This window comes from Kallipyga massiliensis ph2 (assembly GCF_000311985.1).
GTDB lineage: Bacteria > Bacillota > Clostridia > Tissierellales > Peptoniphilaceae > Kallipyga > Kallipyga massiliensis.
This window is the reverse complement of record NZ_HE978585.1, coordinates 1363433-1384006: the sequence shown is the minus strand read 5'-3', so window position 1 is coordinate 1384006 and position 20574 is coordinate 1363433. Positions and strand designations below refer to the sequence as shown.

Sequence of the window (20574 nt, the reverse complement as noted above, 5' to 3'; positions counted from 1 at the left end):
CAGGGCCTTTTTTAGTCAAAATTTCTCCACACAGCCTATGCTATAATTGGCCTAAAAGAGAGGAGGATTTATGGATAAAGTTTTCGACTTGCTGGAGCAAGTCTTTTTTAAGAACCTCTTTGGAGAAATCAACCTTTATATCATTTTATCCACGGTCATCAAGTTCGTCTTTGTCATCATCGTTTTGGCCTTCATCGCCCGGATTGTGAAGATGATTTCCATGGATATTCGATCATCCTATACCAAACCGGAGTCAGACAACCCCTACCTCCGCTTCCTTGGGGACCCGGCTATGGTGAATTTTCCGGTCCGAGATGAGTATTATTTGACGGATAATACCCGGATCGGACGGGCGGATGATAACAACGTCATCCTCAAGGACCGAACCATCTCCAAACACCAGGCTGTTTTTATCCAAGAAGGTCATAACTTTTTGATTGATGACCTTGGGGCCACCAACCCCACCCTGGTCAACGGTCAGGTGGTTGACCAACCCATGCCTTTACAAGACCGGGACATTATCCGCCTGGGCCAGTTGGACTTTATGTTCATGGAGGGTAGTGACCATGAATAAATTACATCTTTGGGAGGAAAAGCATGAAGACAACCGGCCGGTACAGAGTCACCACAAGGGGATACTGGGTCTTTTAATCACATTCCAGGTCCTGGCCCTGGCTCTGGCCTTTCTCTTTCATATCCAAGACCTGTCCGTGGACTCCCTCTTTTTCGCCGGAGGTTTAATCCTGACTTCCTCGATTTCCATTATCATCATCCAGAAGGTTTCCACCGGGGATCCCTACCCGCTGATGATTGTCAATATGATTTTTTCCATCGGCATTATTATGATTTATCGAATCCGGCCGGACCTAGGGGTCAAGCAGATGGTCACCTACCTCATGGCCCTCATCGCCTATTTTTCGGTCTATTTTATTTTGAAAGTAGGCCAGCGCTTTTGGGAGGGAAAGATCATTTTTTACTATGGAGTGACCCTCTTGCTCTTTGTCCTCACCTTGGTCTTGGGGGAGTTTTTACATGGAGCCAAGAACTGGATTACCATCGGAGGGATCCAGGTCCAACCTTCGGAATTTGCCAAAATCCCCTTTGCCTTTTTTGTCGCCTCCTGGTTTAAACGCTATGATGAGTTCCAAACTTCCCTTCTAAGAAAACTTTCCTTGACCCTGGCCACTTTCCTTTTAATCGGCCTTTTCTTCCTCCAAAAAGAACTAGGCACGGCCGTGGTCTTTTTTGCCGTCCTTTTAGTCGCCCAGCTGGCTTATGAGAAGAATTCCTGGATCCCTTTCATGAACCTGGTTCTGGCTGTGGCCGGCCTCTATGTGGCCTATCGGATCTTCCCCTATATCCAGGACCGATTCGCCATTTGGCGGGATCCTTGGGCGGATTATAACAATAAGGGCTACCAGGTCATCCAAGCAGCTTTTGCCCTGGCTGCCGGATCCTTCTTTGGGACCGGGGTAGGACTGGGTCAACCCGGGCGGGTCCCCCTGGGACATTCCGACTTTATTTTTGCTTCTGTTGTCGAGGAGTTCGGGTCCATGATGGGAATCTGCCTCATCCTTCTTTTTGTCATCCTCCTTTACCGGGGCTTTAAAACCGCTATGAACCAGGAGAGGGATTTTTACTCGGCCCTGGCCCTTTGCGTGGTGGTCATCTTTGCCGCCCAAGCCTTTATCATGTTTGCCGGCACCATGAAGCTGATCCCCTTGACAGGAATTACCATCCCCTTCCTCACCTATGGGGGATCGTCCCTGGTGTCCTCCTTTGCCCTCTTAGCTGCCCTCCAGGTCGCTTCAGAGGATTTGATGGGAATGGAGGCCTCATATGAAGCGGTCTAGAAACCGGATGCTGGTCCTTTTTTCCATCTTGATGGTGGCCTTTTTGGGCTTGGCCCTCTACCTGACCTATTTTGAAGTCATAAAGGCGCCGGCCCTCCGGGCCCACAACCTCAACCCCAGAAACTGGGTTGATGAATCCCAGTTCGGACGGGGAAAGTTCCTGGATCGAAATAGCCAGGTTCTGGTGGACCGGGTCAAGGAGGAAGATGGGACCTATACCCGATATTCCAAGTATCCCGCTCTTTATGCCCACCTGATCGGCTACAATTCCGACACCTATGGAAAGTCGGGACTGGAAAAGGCCTTAAACGGGAATTTGCTCAATTTAGGACAGGATAACCCTATCGCTGAACTCCGGGGGAAGGTTCTGAATGAGGGGGTGGGGAATGATGTTCAGCTGACCATTGACCATGACCTCCAGGCCTATACCTACAAGCTTCTCAAGGGGAAGAAGGGAGCAGCCGTAGCCATCAATCCCCAGACGGGTGAAGTTTTGTCTATGGTTTCTGTCCCCTCTTTTGACCCCAACAAGGTGGATTCCTCATGGAATGACCTCCTGGAGACCGAGGGAGATGTCCTGGTTAACCGGGCCATCAACGGTCGCTACACCCCGGGTTCAGTTTTGAAGGCAGTTTCTGCCATGGCCCTTCTGGATGCCGGAAAGGCGGAAAGCTATGAGGACAAGGGGAAGACCGTTGTCTCCGGGTATGCCATTGAAAATTACCAGGGAAAGGCGTATGGAGAAATTGGCCTACGGGAGGCTCTGATTCACTCTTCCAACACCTACTTTGCCGATCTTTCCCAGAAGGCGGGGCCGGAGGCATTTGGTCGAGTTTTTGACAACTTTAATTTCAACAAGGAAATTCCTTTTGACTTGAAGGTCACTTCTTCAAGGGCGCCTTTTAAAAGCGGAATGGACCCCACTCTTCTTGCCGCCAACTCCTTTGGCCAGGGGGAAATCACCCTATCACCCCTCCACCTGGCCATGGCTTATGGGGCCATTGCCAATGAGGGAGTTATGATGACACCGACACTCGTCAAGTCCATCATCTCGCCCAATGGGGGGATTCTTCGGGATTCAACAAGCAAGGTTCTCCAGAACATCGATAAGGACCATGCCCGGATGGTGGCGGACTATCTCCACGATACGGCTCAAGCTAATGGGGCCCAGGACCAGGTTTCCGTTCCCATGGCCGGGAAGTCCGGTACGGCACAGATTGCCGGTGGATCCACCAATGCCCTTTACTGCGCCTTTGCCCCCATGGACAAGCCCTCCATTGCCATTTGTCTGGTCCTTGAAGATGATGGGCGTATGGGCTACCAGGCCGCTCAACCTTTAGTTCTATCCATGCTTAATTATTGGTTTTCCCGCCAATAAGTCCATTTATTACATTAAAAAAAAACGGGTCCGGGGGAGTTTCCCGGACCCATTCTTTTCTTTCAGGACTATATCAATTTGTCTTTTAGGTTGTACCAATACCAATTGGAATTAAAGAGAATCCGGTGGATCTTTTTACCGGTTTGCCGGAAGGTGATTTTTTTTAATCCAAGGAAGTGTTCTTCCACCCCGTCCGTAACCAGGAGGGCCTTGTCCTTTTCATCCGGGGGAAAGGAAACCTCTGTTTCTGCCGATGAAGGGAGGACGATAGAGGAGGGGAGGGCCTCGTAGGTCTTAGACCGAAGCTGGTTTAAGGGGGTGATCTGGTATCCTTTGAGCGTTTGGTAGAGAATGGCCCCTCCCGCGGATAAGTTGTAAGCTGTGGATCCGGAGGGGGTGGAGACGATCAGGCCATCCCCGGCCAGGTGGAGGAGGGGAACCTGGTCAACGGATAGGCTAAAATGGACCGTCTTCCTCTTGGGCGACTGGACGGAGAATTCGTTGACACACCAACGTCGGTAGGTCCAGGAAGAGGTCTCCACCTCAGCTTCTACAAGGAGGAGTTCATCCATATGATAGTCGCCCTCGACCAGCTTCTTCAGGTTTTTATCTAAGCTATCCAGGTCGGATTCCTGGAAAAATCCCAAAGTTCCTGTATTGATCCCACAGAAGGGAATGGTGGAAAACTGGGACTTATGGACGGCATGAAGGAAGGTTCCATCTCCACCAATGACGAGGTTATAGTCGGCATGGTCCAGGTAGACAGGACTGATGCGAAATCCTTGGGGAACTAAGTAATTGACAATGTGGTCCCGGATGGCGAGAGCGGGCGGGCTGGGTTTTATGAAAAGATTGATAATTTTCGTCATCATGGAAACTCCTTTAGAAAAATGGCTTGAGACAATCAATGGATCAAGCTTCTTTACCTATTCTATACTACTTCTTCATGAAGAACTTGTGAAAGTCTTTTCCGATTGCTATAATATTTCTGTAAACGTCTTGTAACCTTTTGAAGAGCCTTTATATTTAATCGTTCTTTAAACGGTATATTAAAGATCCCTACTGCTGTTTGAGCAGGCGATCATGCATAGATAAAAGGAAGGTGCCATGAATAAAAATTTGACACGTTTTGCGACAGGGGGTCTTGCCTTGCTTGTCCTCCTCAGTTCACCTTTTTCTACCGTCCGAGCTTCGGATGGAGATGGGGAAGGCTCATCACAGGGAATTTATCAGACCTTGCTCCTAGACGATTCACAAGAAAGTGACCTGGAATCCGGAGAGGATATGGACATTACCGATTCAGTCAATCCGGAGGCCCAGTCAAGTCCACAAAAGAAAGATAGTGGGAAATCTGGAGAAAAAACGGAGGAGACAAAAAACAAGCCCAACCCCCTCCATCCCACCAATCCCCAAGCCATCCGGTCTTTCTCAACGAAGAAGTCCGGCCAGCTTTCCTCGGCATGGTCCCTGGAAAGGTCTCGAGAGCCGGGAAGAGTCAACACCAAGCGTGAGGAATACAAAAATCCTAAGGGTCAGGTAGTCAAAAAGGACAATGCTTATACATACCAGGAAGGGTCCAGGACACGTCTGGCTAAAAATGCTTGGGTTATGTTGGGAGGAAAGTCCTACTTTGCCGATCCCAATGGAAATCTTTATACCAATACACTTCTGGAAGTCGAGGGCAAAACCTATTACTTTGGCCCCCAGGCCTACAGCCTGTCCGGAATCGTCAATGTTAACGGAAAGTCCTATTATTTTGACGGAGAGAACGGTAATGCCATGATTCGAGAAGCCCGGACCCTAACTCGGGGGGGGACGACCTATATTATCGACAGCGATTTCACGGTTTCCAAGGATGAGCATATCTCCTCAGGACAAGACACCAATAATCAAGGGGAATTGGAGCTTATCCCTAAATATAATGATGATGGGGGTATGCTTGTTATCGATATTTCCAAATACCAGAGGCCTGCAGATATCGACTATGATCTTTTGTGCCAAAATATTACAGGGGTCATCCTCCGGGTAGCCCACTCCTGGCAGAACCGGGAGGTCCTTGCCCCCAATGAAGATCCCACTTTTGCCACTCATTATAAGGAGTTTCGAAAGAGGGGGATTCCGGTCGGTTGCTATTATTTTTCCACAGCCGTAACCTATGATGAAGGGGTCCAGGAAGCGATTAAAACGATGGAAATTCTGGGCAATCGCAAGCTCCAGCTTCCGGTTTACTGGGATACGGAAGATGAGTACAAGCAGAGAAAAATCCCTAGAGACCAATTGACCCAGGCAGGAAAGGGCTTTTTAGAAACCCTGGCCAACCGAGGCTATGTGGTTGGGGTCTACGCTTCTTCTTCTTGGCTCAACCACCATCTCAATATGGAGGAACTTCAGGACTATGAAACCTGGGTGGCCCACTATGGTCGGACTAGGGACGGGAAGAGCGTGAAAATTCAACGCCCCAACTACAACCGGTCCTACCAGATCTGGCAGTTTGAAAGTCGGGGACGGGTGCCGGGTTACAAATATAACCTGGATGTCAACTGGATGTACAAGGATTATCCCAAAATGATCGGTAACCATCCCAAATAAACAAAATAGGGCGTGGAAATGTTTGCAAGATCTTAAATGTTTTGCTATACTATAGATGTCCTTGATGTTGCCCGAACATTAAACCTACGCCGCTTATAAGGGATTGCGGAGTTTATCCTTCAATGACACGCCTCCTTCGAGTGGACTTCTGCGATGGATGACAGCGAACCCACCTTCACAAACAGAAGGTATTAAATTATTAGGGATCAAGGATCAACATACTCAATGTTGTGCACCCGGTCGAAAGGCCGGGTGTTTTTTTTTACCAAATCATTATTGTTGATATAATCCTTGAAAAATTTGGGTATAGATAGATAATAGTTACAAAGAAAATTGTATCTCACTTTTATAAGGAGGAAGCTATGGGAATTATTGATTACATTGAAGCAAAAAATAGGGAAAGAGTCATGAAAGCACGCGTAGAGGATGCCTCAAAAATCGGTATCGGAGTCCTCATGGGTCTGGCTATCGGCAGTGCTGCCGGCGTTCTTCTCGCCCCTAAGTCCGGTCAAGAAACCCGCGAAGACCTGGCAAAGATGGCCCAGGAAACGACGGAAAAGGTCAAGGCAAGCGCCCAGGATGCCATGGATAAAGCGGCTGAATACCGTAACGAGCTTCAATCCAAGGTGACAGCCATTGGCCCCGCTATTGAATCCGGCCTCTCCGCTGCTCAGAAGTCTTTAGATGAGAATGAGAAAGAAATCAAGGAGAAGGTGGAAAAGACGGTTGATGATGCCAAAGAAGCCGCCGAGGAAGTGAAAAACTCAGCCAAGGACACCGCCAAGAAGACCGGCGAGGCTGCAAAGAAAGAATATAAAAAAGAGGAAGAGAAGAACAATAACAAATAAGGAGGAGGACCATGCCAGGAAACGAAATGATGTTTTCCGTTTCTCTAAACGGACTCTTACTCGCCGTCCTCATCATCGTTGCTATTGTCGCTCTTGTCTACCTCATCAAAGTCTTATCAAAAGCTTCCAAGGCGGTTGATGCTGTAAGTGAGCTTTTAGAGAAAAATAAGGAAGAACTTGATGCGACGCTAAAAACTATTCCCACCATTACCGGGAAGACGGACCAGGCCCTGGGTCAGGTATCAAAGATTCTCGACCAGTCTTCACCGGACATCGTTGATACCATCAGTGGGGCAAAGGACACGGTCATCAGTGTCTCCCGCTTAACCACTGATGCAGCGGATACGGTGGAATACCTGGCAGCGACAGCAATTGACACCGCAGATTCTTTATCATCCGGGGTAACCAAGACCAATTCCACCTTGAGCTATGTTCGTGAAATCGCCAAGATTGCCAAAGATGTGATAGGGCGTTAGTAGAGAAGACCGAAAAAGCCATCCGTGCGATGGCTTTTTCTTTGCCAACATGAGTTCATGAATAGAGTGGGCCAGCTATCTAGGCTTGTTAACGTTTTTATGGTAAAATATAAGTGATTCCTGAAACTATTTTTTTTGAACGGAGTGCTCGCATGGGACAACCTACCATTAAAGATGTGGCAAAAATTGCCGGGGTATCAATTTCGACGGTTTCACGGGTGATGAACAAGTCAAAGCCCGTCAGTCCGGAAGCCCAAAAAAAAGTAGAAGATGCTATTGATAAACTTGGCTTCAAGCCGAATGAGCTTGCCCGGAGTTTGGTCATGAAAAAGTCCAACTCCATTGGCATTTTGATCAAGGACATTGGCATTGACTATATGGCCCAAATGGTCCGCGGTGCGGAAGAAATTGGCCGTATGTACAAGTACGATATCCTTCTTACCTCCAGCTATGGCGATTTAGACTTGGAGAAGAAGGCTGTGGATTTCCTCTACCGTAAACAGGTCGAGGGGATCATCCTGGTGACCGAAAAAATTGATCCGGAGATCATTATTAAGATTCGTGACTACCAGATTCCCTACATGCTTCTGGACCGCTACTATCAATCCAAGGAGACCCACACGGTTGCTATCGATTATAAGAATGCAATGAAAGAGATAGCAGACCACGTTTGTCGGCTTGGCAACAAAAAGGTTGCCTATCTCTATGGGAATAACACCTATGAGTTTGCCCAAGAAAAATTGGCAGGCTATGAAGAGGCCATGGCAGACCACGGACTGGAGACTTATCCCATTATGGCCGGGGATACGACCAGCGAGGCCGGCTACCAGGCTATGAAAAAGTTCTATGAAGAAAAGAAAGACTTTGTTGATGACCTGGACTGCCTGATGTGTCAAAGCGACCAATTGGCCTTTGGCGTCCTCTCCTACTGCTATGATCATGAAATCAACGTGCCGAATGATCTCCAGGTTACAGGCATTGGAGGGTCCAATTTTACACAAATTATCCGTCCCAAGCTAACGACGATCCAGGAGCCCTATTATGACATGGGTGCGGTGGCTATGCGGATGTTGACCAAAATCCTTCAAAATAAGGAAAGCATCAAAGAGCCGATTCGTTTACCGGTTCAAATTCTTGATGGTCAATCGACAAAGAAACGTTGAACTATTGAAAAGAATTACTGATTGAAGGTGAAGTAAGGAGCATTTGTTTATAAGGAGGTTTTTATGGCAGAGAAAAAAGTTACCGTCACCAATGAAACCGGGCTTCACGCCCGTCCGGCTGCAGCCCTTGTCCAGTTTGTCAAGAACATCCCTGGCGATGTGGAACTGGTAAAAGATGGAAAGGTAGCCAATGCCAAATCCATCTTCAACGTCATGAGCCTTGGAATTTCAAAGGGGACAGAAATTCTCGTTCGTGTAACGGGCGAGAATGAAGAAGAATACGTGGACCGGGTGGTGGATTTCATCCAAAGCCTGACGGAATAAGAAGGATAAAAGGGGGCGCCATCCGGTCCCCCTTTTTTATTTTTCTTTCACGAGGAAAGGAAAAGTGGAATATGCTCAAAGAACTGAAAGGCCTGACTGCCTCGCCCGGCATGGCTATGGGCCCGGCAAAAATTTATTCGAAAGTGGACCTGACTATTACAAAAGAAATGGTGGAGGGGGGGACGGAAAAAGAACTGGAGAGGCTAAAATCCGCCTTTGATTCCTACCTTGAAAAGCTCAAGAGTACGGAATCAGACAACGAAGTTCAGGCGTCCGTCACCCAGGCCCATATGGAACTCCTTTCAGATCCCTATTTTATTGAAACGGCATCCGGTCTGATCAAAGACGAAAAGGTTGGTGCTTCCTGGGCTCTTCGGGAGACCGCCAACCAGATGGCGGCCATGATGGAATCCCTGGATGATCCCTACTTAAGGGAAAGGGGGGCGGACTATAGAGACATCGGTCAAAACCTCCTCTATATCCTGGAAGGAGTGGACGGGGGAGACCTTTCCCATCTTGATGAAGACTGCATTGTTATTTCTTCAGAACTCACCCCTTCGGATACTTCCACCATGGACCGGGCCCATGTTTTGGGCTTTGCCAATGATCTGGGTGGGAAGACCTCCCATGTGGCCATCATCGCCCAAACCCTGGATATTCCTGCCCTTGTCGGTATGAAGACGGTAAGCCAGGAAGTGGAGGAGGGGGATGACCTGATCCTGGATGCCGACCAGGGTCTCCTCCTGGTCAATCCGGATAAAGAAACCAAAAAAGTTTACCGAGAGAAAATCCACGACCGGGAGGAAGAGAGAGCTCGCCTGGAAAAGGTTAAGGATAAGGAGGCCGTTACCAAGGATGGGAAGAAAATTGAGGTTGTCTGCAATGTGGGTAATTTAGAGGACTTGAAGGAAGGGCTAAAACGAGGGGCCGACGGGGTTGGTCTCTTCCGGACAGAATTTCTCTATATGGAAAATGACCATTTCCCCAGCGAAGAAGAACAATTTCAGGTCTATCAGGCAGCGGCTTCAAGATTGGGTCAGTCCCCCCTCCTTATTCGGACCCTGGATATCGGGGGAGACAAGTCCCTTTCCTACTTTGACTTTCCTAAGGAGGACAATCCTTTTTTAGGTTGGCGTGCCCTGCGGATTTCCTTCGACCTCCCGGAGGTTTTTGAAACCCAGGTACGGGCCATCCTCCGGGCATCCGCCTTTGGCAATGTGAAACTCTTTTTGCCCATGGTGGTTTCCGTAGATGAAATCTTGGAGGCCCAGGACCGGATCGCCTCGATAAAAGAGGACCTCCGCCAGGAAGGAATTCCTTTTAATGAGGAGATGGAAGTAGGAATCATGATCGAGACTCCGGCTTCGGTCCTCATTGCGGATGACCTGGCCCGGTATTGCGACTTCTTCTCTATAGGGACCAACGATCTAACCCAGTATATTCTTGCTGCTGATCGGGGGAATGATAAGGTCGCCGGCATCTACAATTCCTACCAGCCCTCGGTCCTCCGGGCGATAAAAAAAGTCATCGATGCGGCTCATGGGGCCGGCAAATGGTGCGGCATGTGCGGCGGTTTTGCTTCCGACCACAGGGCCACCTATATGCTTCTGGGCATGGGACTGGATGAGTTTTCTGTTGTGGGGTCCCAGGTGGCCAAGGTCAAGGACCTGGTCCTTGGTGCCCGGCTTGACTCCGCCCAGGCCTTTGCCGAAAAGATATTGGCCGCTGGCCGCTTGGATAAGGTGGAAAAACTGGTCGCTGAAAACCCGATCCAGTAAAAACATTTGAAAGTTTCTTTGAAAGATTGAAGAAATCTCCTTCTTCGTTACAATAGAAGAAAAGAATGAATCGGAATGAGGAAGCTTTGGCTTCCTCATTCTTTGTCTTTAAGACATTTGATCAAATTATCGAATGAATAAAGAAGGAGACTGAAAATGCGAAGAAAAACAATTTTATCCCTATTTCTTGTTTTTTCCCTTGCTCTTGTACTTGCAGGATGTGGGAAGAAGACGACTCATGAATCGGAAGAATCTGGTAAAAAGGAATCCCAACGGAAGGTCTATGTGACCACACCAGCCCTCTATGATTTTGCCCGGATGATTGGCGGGGAAAAAGTTGAGGTGAAAAACCTGGTCCAGGGAGGGGGAGACCTCCACCACTGGGAACCTAGTCCGGACTTGATCCGGAAGATCAACCAGGCCGATCTTTTCTTGATTAACGGTGCGGGTCTGGAGGGATGGTTGGATAATCTTAGCGCTTCTCTGGATCCCTCCATCAAGTTGGTGGATACTAGCCAAGGCATTGATCTTATCATGGCTGAACACGACCATGACGAAGATCACGACCACGACGAAGATGACGACCATGACCACGATGACGACCATGACCATGATGAAGATCACGACCATGATGAGGACCATGACCATGGTGGAATGGATCCCCATTTCTGGACCTCTCTCAAAGCGGCAAGAATCCAGGCGAAAAATGTCTACCAGGCCTTGGTTGACATGGATCCTGCGAATAAAGATTATTTTAAGGATCAATGGGGCAAGCTGGAGAAGGTATTTCAGGACCTGGGCGACAAGTATTCCAAGGCTTTGGCCGGAAAAGAAGGGAAGACCCTGATTGTTCCCCACCTGGCCTTTTCTTACCTTTGCCGGGACTACGGCTTCCAACAGGTGGGCCTCCAGGGTCACCATGCGGATGGCCAGCTTTCCGCCGGAAAGATCCGGCAAATCGTTGACTTGGCTACTTCACAAGGAATTACCACAATATTCTATGAGGGCTTTGGGGATGACTCAGCCGCCCAGAACCTGGCCATGGAGATTGCCGGGAAGGCTCTCCCCTTATATACCATTGAAAGCATTGATGATAAGGAAAGAGAAAAAGGCGAAAACTATTTTACCCTCATGGAAAAGAATTTGGAGTCCATTGTTCAATCTTTTGAAGGAGAAAGTGGAGACGGGGAATAATGAAGAATCAGCCGGTCTACCAAATCAAGGATCTTTCTTTTTCCTATGAATCGGGTCCGGTCCTTCGTGGGATTAATTTGGATATTCATCAAGGGGATTATGTGGGCATTCTTGGAGAAAATGGGGGAGGGAAATCCACCCTCCTCCGAATTTTGGCCGGGGAACTCCATCCGGACGGGGGTGAGATCCTCGTGTTCGGAAAAAGATCTTTTACCAGGGAGGTTAGGAAAGCTATTGGTTACGTTCCCCAAGTGGATCCTGCTAACCAGTCGGCCTTTCCCATTTCCTGCGAGGAGATGGTGGGTCTGGGACTCACGGGGGAAATTTTTCCCCGCTTCTACCGGACCCGGGGAGAAAAGGAGCAAATTGCCCACTCCCTCCACCACCTGGGTATGGAGGACTTCGCGAAGACCAACTTCCACGACTTATCCGGGGGCCAAAAACAAAGGATCCTAATTGCCAAGGCCCTGGTCAAGGAGCCCAAGGTCCTCCTCCTGGATGAACCCACGGTAGGTGTGGATGAGGCCCATAAGAAAGTTCTTTTTGACATCCTGGACCATATGAACCGGGTTCATGACATGACCGTGATCATGGTGACCCATGAAACCGCCCTGGGCAAGTCTCATTGGGGGAAAACTTATGAGATTTCTGACCATAGACTGGAGTTGTCATGCTAAGTTATGCCTTTATGCAAAGAGCTTTGCTCGTTGGACTCCTTCTCGGCTTGACCATCCCCATGATGGGGGTGGTGGTCGTCAACCGGCGGACATCGACTATCGGAGATGCCCTGGCCCACAGCTCCCTGGCAGGAATCGGCCTGGGCCTGGTCTTAGGTATTGCTCCTATTTATGGGGCCATCCTTATGACCCTGGTCGGGGCCTTTGCCATTGAAGGCCTTCGGCGAAAATTTCCGAAGAACGGAGACCTGGCCACGGCTATGGTACTTTCCCTTGGGGTAGGTCTAGCCTCTCTTTTCACCGATTGGGTTCCCATGGGGGCGAATATGGAATCCTATCTCTTCGGGTCCATTGTATCCAGCTCTACTCAGGATGTTCTGATCGTTGCGGCTCTCTCCCTGGTCATCAGCCTTTCTTTTGTTCTTTTTTACGGCCCCTTAGCTTTCCTAAGCCTGGATCCGGTAGGGGCGAGAATTTCCGGCCTTCCGGCGGAGGGGATTGATTCTTTCTTTACCTTTCTCCTCGCCCTGACCATTGCCGTCGCCTCCAAGACGATTGGTGTCCTCATGGTCTCCTCCCTCCTCATCCTCCCGGTGGCTACGGCCATGGTCACCTGCCATTCCTATGGATCCGCCGTCCGTCGGTCGATCCTCTGGGGACTGGTCATGGTCCTCTCCGGTCTTACCCTTTCCTACTACTTTTCTTTAAAGCCCGGTGGAGCCATTGTCTTGATCGGTGTCTTCATCTTTCTCCTCAATCTAGCCATCCGGTCTTTTTATCGAAAGCATATTCAGTTTAAGGATGGGTAATTTTACAAATCCTTGAAAGAATTCAAAGGGCCTTTTTTTTGAAAACGGTTCTATGGTAAAATAGAAATCGGGCTGATTTCCCCCGGGAAGTCAGGCCCGGTTTCTTACTGATTACGACCGATTTTTACGAAGGATGAGAAGGAGGGAAATCTTGTGCAGGCGACCTTAAAAAAATTATCATTAATTTTTCTCGGTTCATTTATCATGTCCTTGGGGGCAACCTATTTTTATGTCCCCTATAACTTGGCTGCCGGCGGGGTGTCCGGCCTATCCATTATCATCAACCAGATTTTTCCCTTCTTGCCGGTTGGTTTATTAATGAACCTGGGCAATGTTCTTTTCTTTGTCATCGGTTTAATTTGCCTGGACCGGTCATTCGGCGTCTACACCCTCTTCGGCGCTTTTTCCTATTCTCTTCCCGTTTTTTTTATGGAAAGATATTTCATGCCTTCCGAACCCCTTACGGATTCTCCCATCATCGCCCTCATCATTGGGGCAACCCTTTATGGGATAGGCTTGGCCTTTGTCTTTCTCCAGAATGCTTCTACCGGGGGGACGGATATCGTCACAAAAATCCTCAATGTTCACTTCGGGATTTCCTATTCGACCGGCTTCCTGATTTCGGATGGAGTGGTCGTCCTTTTATCCGGCATTTTCATTTCGGTCAACAAGGCTCTTTATGCGGTCGTGGCTATTATGGTTCAATCGGCGATCCTGGACTATGCCATCACCGGTTTGGACCGGCGGATGGTCCTGAATATCATCACGAAAAAACAGGATGAGGTTTGCGCCTTTATCATGAAAGACCTTAGGAGGGGGGTTACCCTTCTTTCCAGCCGGGGCGGTTTTACCAAGAAAGAAAAAGAGACGATTGTTACCATCGTCCGGAAGCAAGAGTACGCGAAGATAAAGACCCTGGTGGAAAGAATCGACCCCACTGCCTTTTTCTACGTTTATAGCGCCAGTGAAGTCATGGGAGAGGGATTTACCTTTCCCAAGACCAAACAGGTGGACAAGCTCGTAGAAAACATAATGGAAGACTAGGGAGTTAAACATGGAACTTGGAAAACGCCAATACTTAAAAATTGAACGGATTCGGCCCATGGGGGCAATCTTAGAAGGAAATATCCTTTTGCCCAAAAAGGAATGTCCGGAAGATGCTCAAGTTGGCCAGATCCTGGATGTTTACTTATATACGGATAGTGAGGACCGACCCATCGCAACAACCAGAGAGGTCATGATTGAATTGGGTGGTCTGGCGATACTGGAGGTGGTGGACACAGCCCGAATCGGAGCCTTCCTCCACTGGGGTCTGCCCAAAGATCTTTTTCTTCCAAGAAGTGAGATCATCGGAAAGCTGAAAAAGGAGGACCTGGTCCTGGTCGCCTGCTATTTGGATAAAGAAGGTCGTTTGGCAGCGACCATGAAGGTGAACCCCTATTTCCAACCGGCCAGAGGTCTGAAAGAAAACGACCAGGTCCAGGCCCGGGTCTATGCGAAAAATAGAGACTACGGGTCTTTCTGCCTGGTCGAGGGAAAGTACAATGGTCTGATTCCCACCGATAAGACGGAAGGAATTTTACAAATTGGTGAAGAAGTAACCTGCCGGGTAACCCATGTGAAAGAAGACGGGAAGGTGGACCTATCCATGAAAACTCGGGCCTATCAGAGGTTGGATGAAGATGCCCGAACCATCTACCAAACCCTTTCGGCCAACCATGGCTTCCTCCGCGTCAATGACAAGTCCTCTCCCGCGGATATCAAGCTCCTCTTCGGCATGTCCAAGGCCCAATTCAAGCGGTCCGTTGGAAGGCTCCTGAAAACAGGGGCTGTTCGTTTCGAAGGGGATGGCTTGTCTATTAATCCATCAAAGGACCGAAATGATAAGCGGTAATCATAAAGAGTTTGACCAGATGGGAAGCGATTTTGAAGGAGAGGAAGTGCTCTCCCATCCCATCTTCCAGTATTTTGCAAAAATCGCTGCCATAGCCCGTCCTTCCCGCCATGAGGAGGTCTTGGGCAAGGCCCTGACTTCCATGGGCAGGGAATTGGGTTGCCGGGCCTTTTCAGATGATTATGGAAATATCATTATTGAAGCACCTGCCGGGCCGGGGAAGGAAGAGGACCCCTTTTTGATCCTCCAGGCTCATATGGACATGGTCTGTCGACAAGGGCCCGGTGCCGACCGGGATCCTGCGAGCCAAGGAGTGGATTGGTTTTTCGAGGACGGTTGGATCCGGGCCAAGGAGACCAGCTTGGGCGCCGATGACGGAATTGGTCTTGCCACGGCCCTGGCTTTTATCGCCCAGGAAAAGGACCGACCCAGGATCCGGCTCATTTTCACCAAGGAAGAGGAGGTGGGGATGGACGGGGCCAAGGCTTTGGACCCCGACCTTCTATCCGGAGATTTTCTGATTAACCTGGATAGTGAGCAGGAAGGGATCGCCGTTGATGCCAGCCCGGGTTCGGTCGTCGGCCATTTTCAAATGGACCTGGACCGGGAAGACCTTCCTGAGGACTGGTCTTTAGCTCGGATTGAGTTGGGCGGCCTCCGTGGAGGCCACTCCGGCATTTCCATCTTAGATATCCATACCAATGCGATTAAGTCCATGGCCGAGCTCCTCCGTAAGCTTCCGGGAAATCTGGACTATCGCCTGGTATCTTTGAAGGCTGGCCTTGCTTCCAACGCTATTCCTGACCATGCCTTAGCCCTGGTCGCTTTTCCAAGAGTAGGAGAAAATTTCTTCCGGGAAAGATTGGACGAGGTGGGAGGGAAAATGAAAGAATCCCTTCTGAAAAGTGATCCGGATGTATTTATCACCATGACCCCTTCTTCCGAGCGAATTCGCCCCCTCAGTAAAATGGTCAGTCAAAGAGTCCTCTCCCTATTAGAATCCCTTCCACACGGAATTCAGGACCTCTCGGAGGATAAAAATCAGGTGGTGACGTCCACTAACCTTGCCTTGGTAGAAACCGGTCATGAGGTCCTTTCCTTCACCATCCTCTCCCGGTCTCTGTCTTACACCCTTTTGGAAGAACTCAATGGAAGAGTTCAGGAAATCAACAGGGTCTTCCAGGCTTATTGTGACTTTCACCTGCTTTATCCTGTATGGGAATCCAAGGAAGACTCTTTACTCCGAAAGGCCTACCGGAAAACCTATTTGAAACTGTTCGGACAAGAGGCCCGGGTGCAAACTATCCATACGGGCCTGGAAACAAGCATCTTTGCCAAGAAAAATCCGGACCTGGATATTCTTTCCATGGGGCCGACCATTGAACAGGCCCATACCCCCTTTGAAAGGCTGGATGCCCAATCCTGCCTCCGAAACTTTACTCTTCTTCGGGAATTGGTCAAAGAAATTTCAACAGGGGCTAGGGAAGAGGAGAGGGAAAGTGTATAATGGTGGAAAGCGATGACTTTAATTTTTATGGAGGAGACTATGACCGATAACAGCCAAAATGACCGGATCCAAGCGGACGAACATGGCCATGATTGCCAGTGTGGGCATGACCATCATGACCACCAGAAGGAAAGCCTTTTATTGACCCTTGAGGACGATAGCCAGGTTGAATGTGAAGTCCTAGCCATTTATCCCCTGGAAGGCAAGGAGTATATTGCCCTTCTGGCAGTGGATGATGAAGACGGAAAAGTCTTGCTCTATGAATATCAAGAATCGCCGAACTCGGATGAAGTTGAATTAACCATGATTGAATCCGAGGAGGAGTTTACCCGGGCCGCTGATGAATTCACTCGTCTCATGGACGAGGAAGAATTAAAGGCGGATAATTGGGAAGACGAGGATCTTGACTAAGTTCTAGCCCGGACAATATTGTAACCAATGAAAAGAAGGAATAAATAGAAAGAGGGTAGCCATGCTGACATTTGTTTTAGGACCATCCGGATCCGGAAAAACCAACTATCTCATTCAAGAAGCGAATGCTGAAAAAAGATCCGGCAATGGAAATATTGTCTTCATTGACTCCGATAATGCACAGATTTTCTCCCTGGACCATGACGTTCGCTTAATTGATGCTCATGAATTTGGAATTGACAACCTGGATCTTTTGGAAGGATTTTTAGCCGGTATCGTTGCTTCTGACTATGATATTGAGAAGCTTTATCTGGATGGTCTCTATGACTTAATCGATTTTTCGGATAAGATCCATGACTTGATTCCCCGCTTCCGCCAACTTGCGGATAAGAACAATGTTCAGATCTATATGGGTTTAGCCCTGAAAAAGGAAGATTTCCCGGTGGATGCCGATCTTCAATTTGTAGAGCTGGACGACTAAGTTTCAAGTAAGCGAAGCGGCGCTTCCTCCGGAAGCGCTGTTTTTTTACTCTTTTCTGTCTACTGGTTAAGGATGGAAGAAAAGAAAAAGGAAGGAGACGGGGAAATGAGGGAAATTGAAATTGGACCGAATGATGGGGGACAGCGCCTGGACCGCTTCCTTTCCAAATATTTGCCCAAAGCATCCCCGTCTTTCCTCCAAAAACAGGTTCGGAAAAAGAAGATTAAGGTGAACAAACAGAGGGCAAGAGCGGAACAAATCATAGCGGTGGGCGATCGGATCCAATTTTACCTCTACGAGGAGGTCCTTCAACCTTTAGAAGAGGAAGCCAGACCTCGTCGGTCAAGAATTTCACTATCCATCCTCTATGAGGATGACCATATCTGTATTATCGACAAGCCGGCCGGACTCCTATCCCATGCGGCATCAAAAAAAGATTACGGGAATAACCTGGTCGATGCCCTGGAGGCCTACCTGATCGACAAGGGGGACTATATCCCTCGATTGGAGCATTCTTTCCGGCCTGCCTTGGCTAATCGTCTGGATTTTAATACAGCCGGCCTGGTTATTGGCCTGAAGAGTCATAGGGGGGCCTTGGCGATAAACCGGGCACTTTCTGAAGGAAAAATTGACAAATACTATCGGGCCTACTGCCACGGTTTTATGGAAGGTCATTTTACCATCGATCGGTCCCTGGAAAAGCAGGGACAGACCATGGAGCTTTCTCAAGAGGGTCAGGAGGCCATCACGGAGGTGGAAGTTCTGGAAGGTCATCCGGATTGGTCTTACATTCAAGTCCGCCTCCGGACCGGCCGATACCACCAGATCCGGGCCCACCTGGCTTCCATCGGTCACCCCCTTGTTGGGGATCGGCGATACGGGAAGAAAGGAGATGGTTCCTTTCCCCACCAGCTCCTTCTTTCTTTTGGTCTGGTTTTCCATGAAATCGAGGGGATGGATGAATTAGAAGGGTTGAAAGTTTTTTCCAACCAGAGGGCTGAATTTGATAGACTGAAGCTAGCGGTTGACCGAGCATTCCAAAATGAAAGGGGGATCCATGGCCGTTAAAATTCTTTTGGTAGAAGATGAAGAAGCCATCCGGAAGTTCACAAGGATCAATTTAGAACAGGAAGGATGGAAGATCTATGAGGCGGAAAGTGGGGAGGAAGGATTAGAAATTGCCCGCCGGGTAGAGCCGGATCTAGCTATTCTTGACCTCATGCTTCCCGGGATTTCCGGATATGATGTTTGTGAAACCCTCCGCCGTGAAAGACCAAAAATCGGGATTATCATGCTTACGGCAAAAAGCCAGGATGTGGACCGGATCTTGGGCTTGGAGAAGGGGACGGACGATTACATGATCAAACCCTTTAACCCCCATGAGCTGGTCCTCCGAATCCAGTCCTTGATCCGTCGGTTGGACATTGATACGGATGAGGAAGAGTTGAGGATTGAGCAAGGCCCCTTTGTTCTGGACCTGGAAGCCAGAACGCTTTATAAAGAGGGTCGGGAAATTGACTTAACCCCAACGGAGCTGTCCATCATCAAACTGTTCTTCGAGGAGTCGGGCAAGGCATTAAGCCGGGATTTCATCCTGTCCGCCATCTGGGGAGAAGACTATAATGGGGAGACCAAAATTGTCGATGTCAATGTCCGAAGAATCCGGGCTAAGGTGGAAGAAAATCCGGCCAAGCCTGTCTATTTAGAAACTGTATGGGGAGTGGGATACCGGTGGAAGAAGATCAAGTAAAAATCGAATCCAGGGCAAAAGATTTTCGACGAAATACCCATACAGTGACGGATACCATTTCCTTCCGAGTGATGGGTCTTTTTGCTGTGGTTATTTTTTTAGTCATCTTGGTTTTTGAGCTCTTTTACCTCCACTCGACCAAGTCCTATTATTATGAGAATGTCGCAGCCACCCTTTCCACCCAAGCCAACTACAATTCCGACCTTTTCCTGACCTACCTTTCCAACCAGGATCTGAATGCAGTCGTCACTGAAAACAAAAACCAGTTTTATCGGTCCAATGCTTCTCAGGTACAGATTCTTTCGAATTCCGGCAAGGTGCTTTTTGACTCCATTGCTTCCAAGCAATTGGGGACGGTTTTGGAGACACCGGATGTGAAAGAGGCCCAGGAAAACCGGACCGGACACCTGGTTTACACGCCATCCTATACCGATGAGCCTGTCATGTCCCTTTCCCAACCCCTTTGGAACCAAACCAACCAGGTGGGAATCCTTCGTTTGACCACCTCCTTGGATCCGGTGAATTCCATGATTAATCAGAGGGTCCTCCTCTCCTTGGTTTTTGCCGTCTTTGCCCTTATCCTGGGTGTCACCATTTCTTTCTTTGTTTCCGCTTCGATTTTAAAGCCGATAAAAAATTTAACCCGAGTAGCCAACAAGTTGGCCGATGGTCAGTTGGATGTTCGAGCGGATGAAGACAACATGGGGGAAATTGGGGACTTGGCTCGTACCATGAATATTATGTCGGACAACCTCCAGGAGAAAGACAAGCTCAAGAACGACTTCATCTCCTCCATTTCCCATGAGCTAAGGACCCCCATGACCTCCATTAAGGGTTGGTCCATCACCCTCCAAACCCCGGGGATCAGCCAGGAAATCCAGGAAGAAGGATTAAAGATTATTGAGAAGGAATCCGAGCGTCTTTCCGCCATGGTGGAGGACCTTTTGGATTTTTCCCGATTTTCTTCCGGACGGATCAAGCTATCCAAGACAGAAATTGACCTGGTTGACGTGGCTAACCACCTTATTTCTCAGGTTCGCCCAAGGACCCAGGAAAAAAAGATTGATGTCGTCTATCGCTATTCTTCCAATGTCATTCCCATTATGGCTGACGAAAACCGAATTAAGCAGATGTTCCTCAACGTCCTGGACAATGCTATCAAGTTCACCAATGAGGGGGGGACCATTTTCTTTGAGATTCAGGAAGAAGATAACATGGTTACCGCTTCGATTACCGATACCGGGATCGGGATTTCTGAAGAAGAAATCCACCTGGTGACCGAGAAATTTTGGAAGGGGTCTTCCTCCCAGTCCCATTCCGGTCTGGGCCTTTCCATTTGCGAAGAGATTGCTAAGGCACACGGAGGCTCATTAACTATTAAATCAAAGCTGGGAGCGGGAACAACGGTCACCATGGTCCTGCCGGTTTCCTTAGTCTAGGAG

At 48.8% G+C, this 20574-nt stretch carries 21 protein-coding genes; 20 read left to right on the top strand and 1 reads right to left on the bottom strand.

What is annotated here, in order from left to right:
- The first annotated feature begins 70 nt into the window (after nt 1–70).
- The 3 genes from HGKM_RS06335 to HGKM_RS06325 are packed head-to-tail and all read left to right on the top strand — an operon-like array spanning nt 71 to nt 3231.
- Nucleotides 71–574: an FHA domain-containing protein gene (locus tag HGKM_RS06335; protein WP_019134496.1), complete on the top strand. Its 504-nt coding sequence runs from the start codon at nt 71–73 to the stop codon at nt 572–574.
- Nucleotides 567–1853: an FtsW/RodA/SpoVE family cell cycle protein gene (locus tag HGKM_RS06330; protein WP_019134495.1), complete on the top strand. Its 1287-nt coding sequence runs from the start codon at nt 567–569 to the stop codon at nt 1851–1853. Before HGKM_RS06335 ends, HGKM_RS06330 begins: the two co-directional genes overlap by 8 nt.
- Nucleotides 1840–3231: a peptidoglycan D,D-transpeptidase FtsI family protein gene (locus tag HGKM_RS06325; protein WP_019134494.1), complete on the top strand. Its 1392-nt coding sequence runs from the start codon at nt 1840–1842 to the stop codon at nt 3229–3231. Before HGKM_RS06330 ends, HGKM_RS06325 begins: the two co-directional genes overlap by 14 nt.
- Nucleotides 3232–3299: 68 nt before the next feature.
- Here HGKM_RS06325 and HGKM_RS06320 read toward each other — a convergent pair whose 3' ends face one another.
- The gene (locus HGKM_RS06320; protein ID WP_019134493.1) at nt 3300–4103 is read right to left on the bottom strand and encodes an NAD(+)/NADH kinase; all 804 of its coding nucleotides are present in this window, start codon (nt 4101–4103) and stop codon (nt 3300–3302) included.
- Nucleotides 4104–4338: 235 nt separating this feature from the next.
- Between HGKM_RS06320 and HGKM_RS06315 the strand changes: the two genes are divergently transcribed.
- From HGKM_RS06315 to HGKM_RS06235, 17 genes are all read left to right on the top strand, one after another.
- Entirely contained in the window at nt 4339–5820 is a 1482-nt protein-coding gene (locus HGKM_RS06315) for a GH25 family lysozyme (protein WP_019134492.1), read from the top strand.
- A 362-nt stretch (nt 5821–6182) separates the two neighbouring features.
- Entirely contained in the window at nt 6183–6668 is a 486-nt protein-coding gene (locus tag HGKM_RS06310) for a YtxH domain-containing protein (protein ID WP_019134491.1), read from the top strand.
- A gap of 11 nt (nt 6669–6679) precedes the next feature.
- On the top strand, nt 6680–7144 hold the full coding sequence (locus tag HGKM_RS06305) for a hypothetical protein (RefSeq protein ID WP_019134490.1): 465 nt from the start codon (nt 6680–6682) through the stop codon (nt 7142–7144).
- 152 nt (nt 7145–7296) lie between these two features.
- Nucleotides 7297–8307, top strand: a complete 1011-nt coding sequence (locus HGKM_RS06300; protein WP_019134489.1) for a LacI family DNA-binding transcriptional regulator — start codon at nt 7297–7299, stop codon at nt 8305–8307.
- A 63-nt stretch (nt 8308–8370) separates the two neighbouring features.
- Nucleotides 8371–8631 (top strand): HPr family phosphocarrier protein, encoded by a 261-nt coding sequence (locus HGKM_RS06295; protein ID WP_019134488.1) that lies wholly within the window; start codon nt 8371–8373, stop codon nt 8629–8631.
- Between the two features lie 71 nt (nt 8632–8702).
- Nucleotides 8703–10409, top strand: coding sequence for a phosphoenolpyruvate--protein phosphotransferase (gene ptsP, locus HGKM_RS06290; RefSeq protein ID WP_019134487.1), 1707 nt, complete (start codon nt 8703–8705; stop codon nt 10407–10409).
- A gap of 156 nt (nt 10410–10565) precedes the next feature.
- Nucleotides 10566–11603, top strand: a complete 1038-nt coding sequence (locus HGKM_RS06285) for a metal ABC transporter substrate-binding protein (RefSeq protein WP_019134486.1) — start codon at nt 10566–10568, stop codon at nt 11601–11603.
- The gene (locus HGKM_RS06280; protein WP_019134485.1) at nt 11603–12280 is read left to right on the top strand and encodes a metal ABC transporter ATP-binding protein; all 678 of its coding nucleotides are present in this window, start codon (nt 11603–11605) and stop codon (nt 12278–12280) included. The genes HGKM_RS06285 and HGKM_RS06280 overlap by 1 nt, the downstream gene beginning before the upstream one ends.
- The gene (locus tag HGKM_RS06275) at nt 12274–13089 is read left to right on the top strand and encodes a metal ABC transporter permease (protein WP_019134484.1); all 816 of its coding nucleotides are present in this window, start codon (nt 12274–12276) and stop codon (nt 13087–13089) included. Before HGKM_RS06280 ends, HGKM_RS06275 begins: the two co-directional genes overlap by 7 nt.
- A 153-nt stretch (nt 13090–13242) precedes the next feature.
- Nucleotides 13243–14133, top strand: a complete 891-nt coding sequence (locus tag HGKM_RS06270) for a YitT family protein (RefSeq protein WP_019134483.1) — start codon at nt 13243–13245, stop codon at nt 14131–14133.
- Nucleotides 14134–14143: 10 nt separating this feature from the next.
- Entirely contained in the window at nt 14144–14983 is an 840-nt protein-coding gene (locus HGKM_RS06265; RefSeq protein WP_019134482.1) for a CvfB family protein, read from the top strand.
- Entirely contained in the window at nt 14970–16490 is a 1521-nt protein-coding gene (gene pepD, locus HGKM_RS06260) for a beta-Ala-His dipeptidase (protein WP_019134481.1), read from the top strand. The genes HGKM_RS06265 and pepD overlap by 14 nt, the downstream gene beginning before the upstream one ends.
- A gap of 39 nt (nt 16491–16529) precedes the next feature.
- Nucleotides 16530–16901: a DUF1292 domain-containing protein gene (locus tag HGKM_RS06255; protein WP_081585191.1), complete on the top strand. Its 372-nt coding sequence runs from the start codon at nt 16530–16532 to the stop codon at nt 16899–16901.
- Between the two features lie 61 nt (nt 16902–16962).
- Nucleotides 16963–17382 (top strand): P-loop NTPase family protein, encoded by a 420-nt coding sequence (locus tag HGKM_RS06250; protein WP_019134479.1) that lies wholly within the window; start codon nt 16963–16965, stop codon nt 17380–17382.
- Between the two features lie 105 nt (nt 17383–17487).
- The gene (locus HGKM_RS06245) at nt 17488–18450 is read left to right on the top strand and encodes a pseudouridine synthase (RefSeq protein ID WP_172634699.1); all 963 of its coding nucleotides are present in this window, start codon (nt 17488–17490) and stop codon (nt 18448–18450) included.
- Nucleotides 18440–19132, top strand: a complete 693-nt coding sequence (locus HGKM_RS06240; RefSeq protein WP_019134477.1) for a response regulator transcription factor — start codon at nt 18440–18442, stop codon at nt 19130–19132. Before HGKM_RS06245 ends, HGKM_RS06240 begins: the two co-directional genes overlap by 11 nt.
- Nucleotides 19114–20571: a sensor histidine kinase gene (locus HGKM_RS06235; RefSeq protein ID WP_172634698.1), complete on the top strand. Its 1458-nt coding sequence runs from the start codon at nt 19114–19116 to the stop codon at nt 20569–20571. Before HGKM_RS06240 ends, HGKM_RS06235 begins: the two co-directional genes overlap by 19 nt.
- Nucleotides 20572–20574 lie beyond the last annotated feature (3 nt).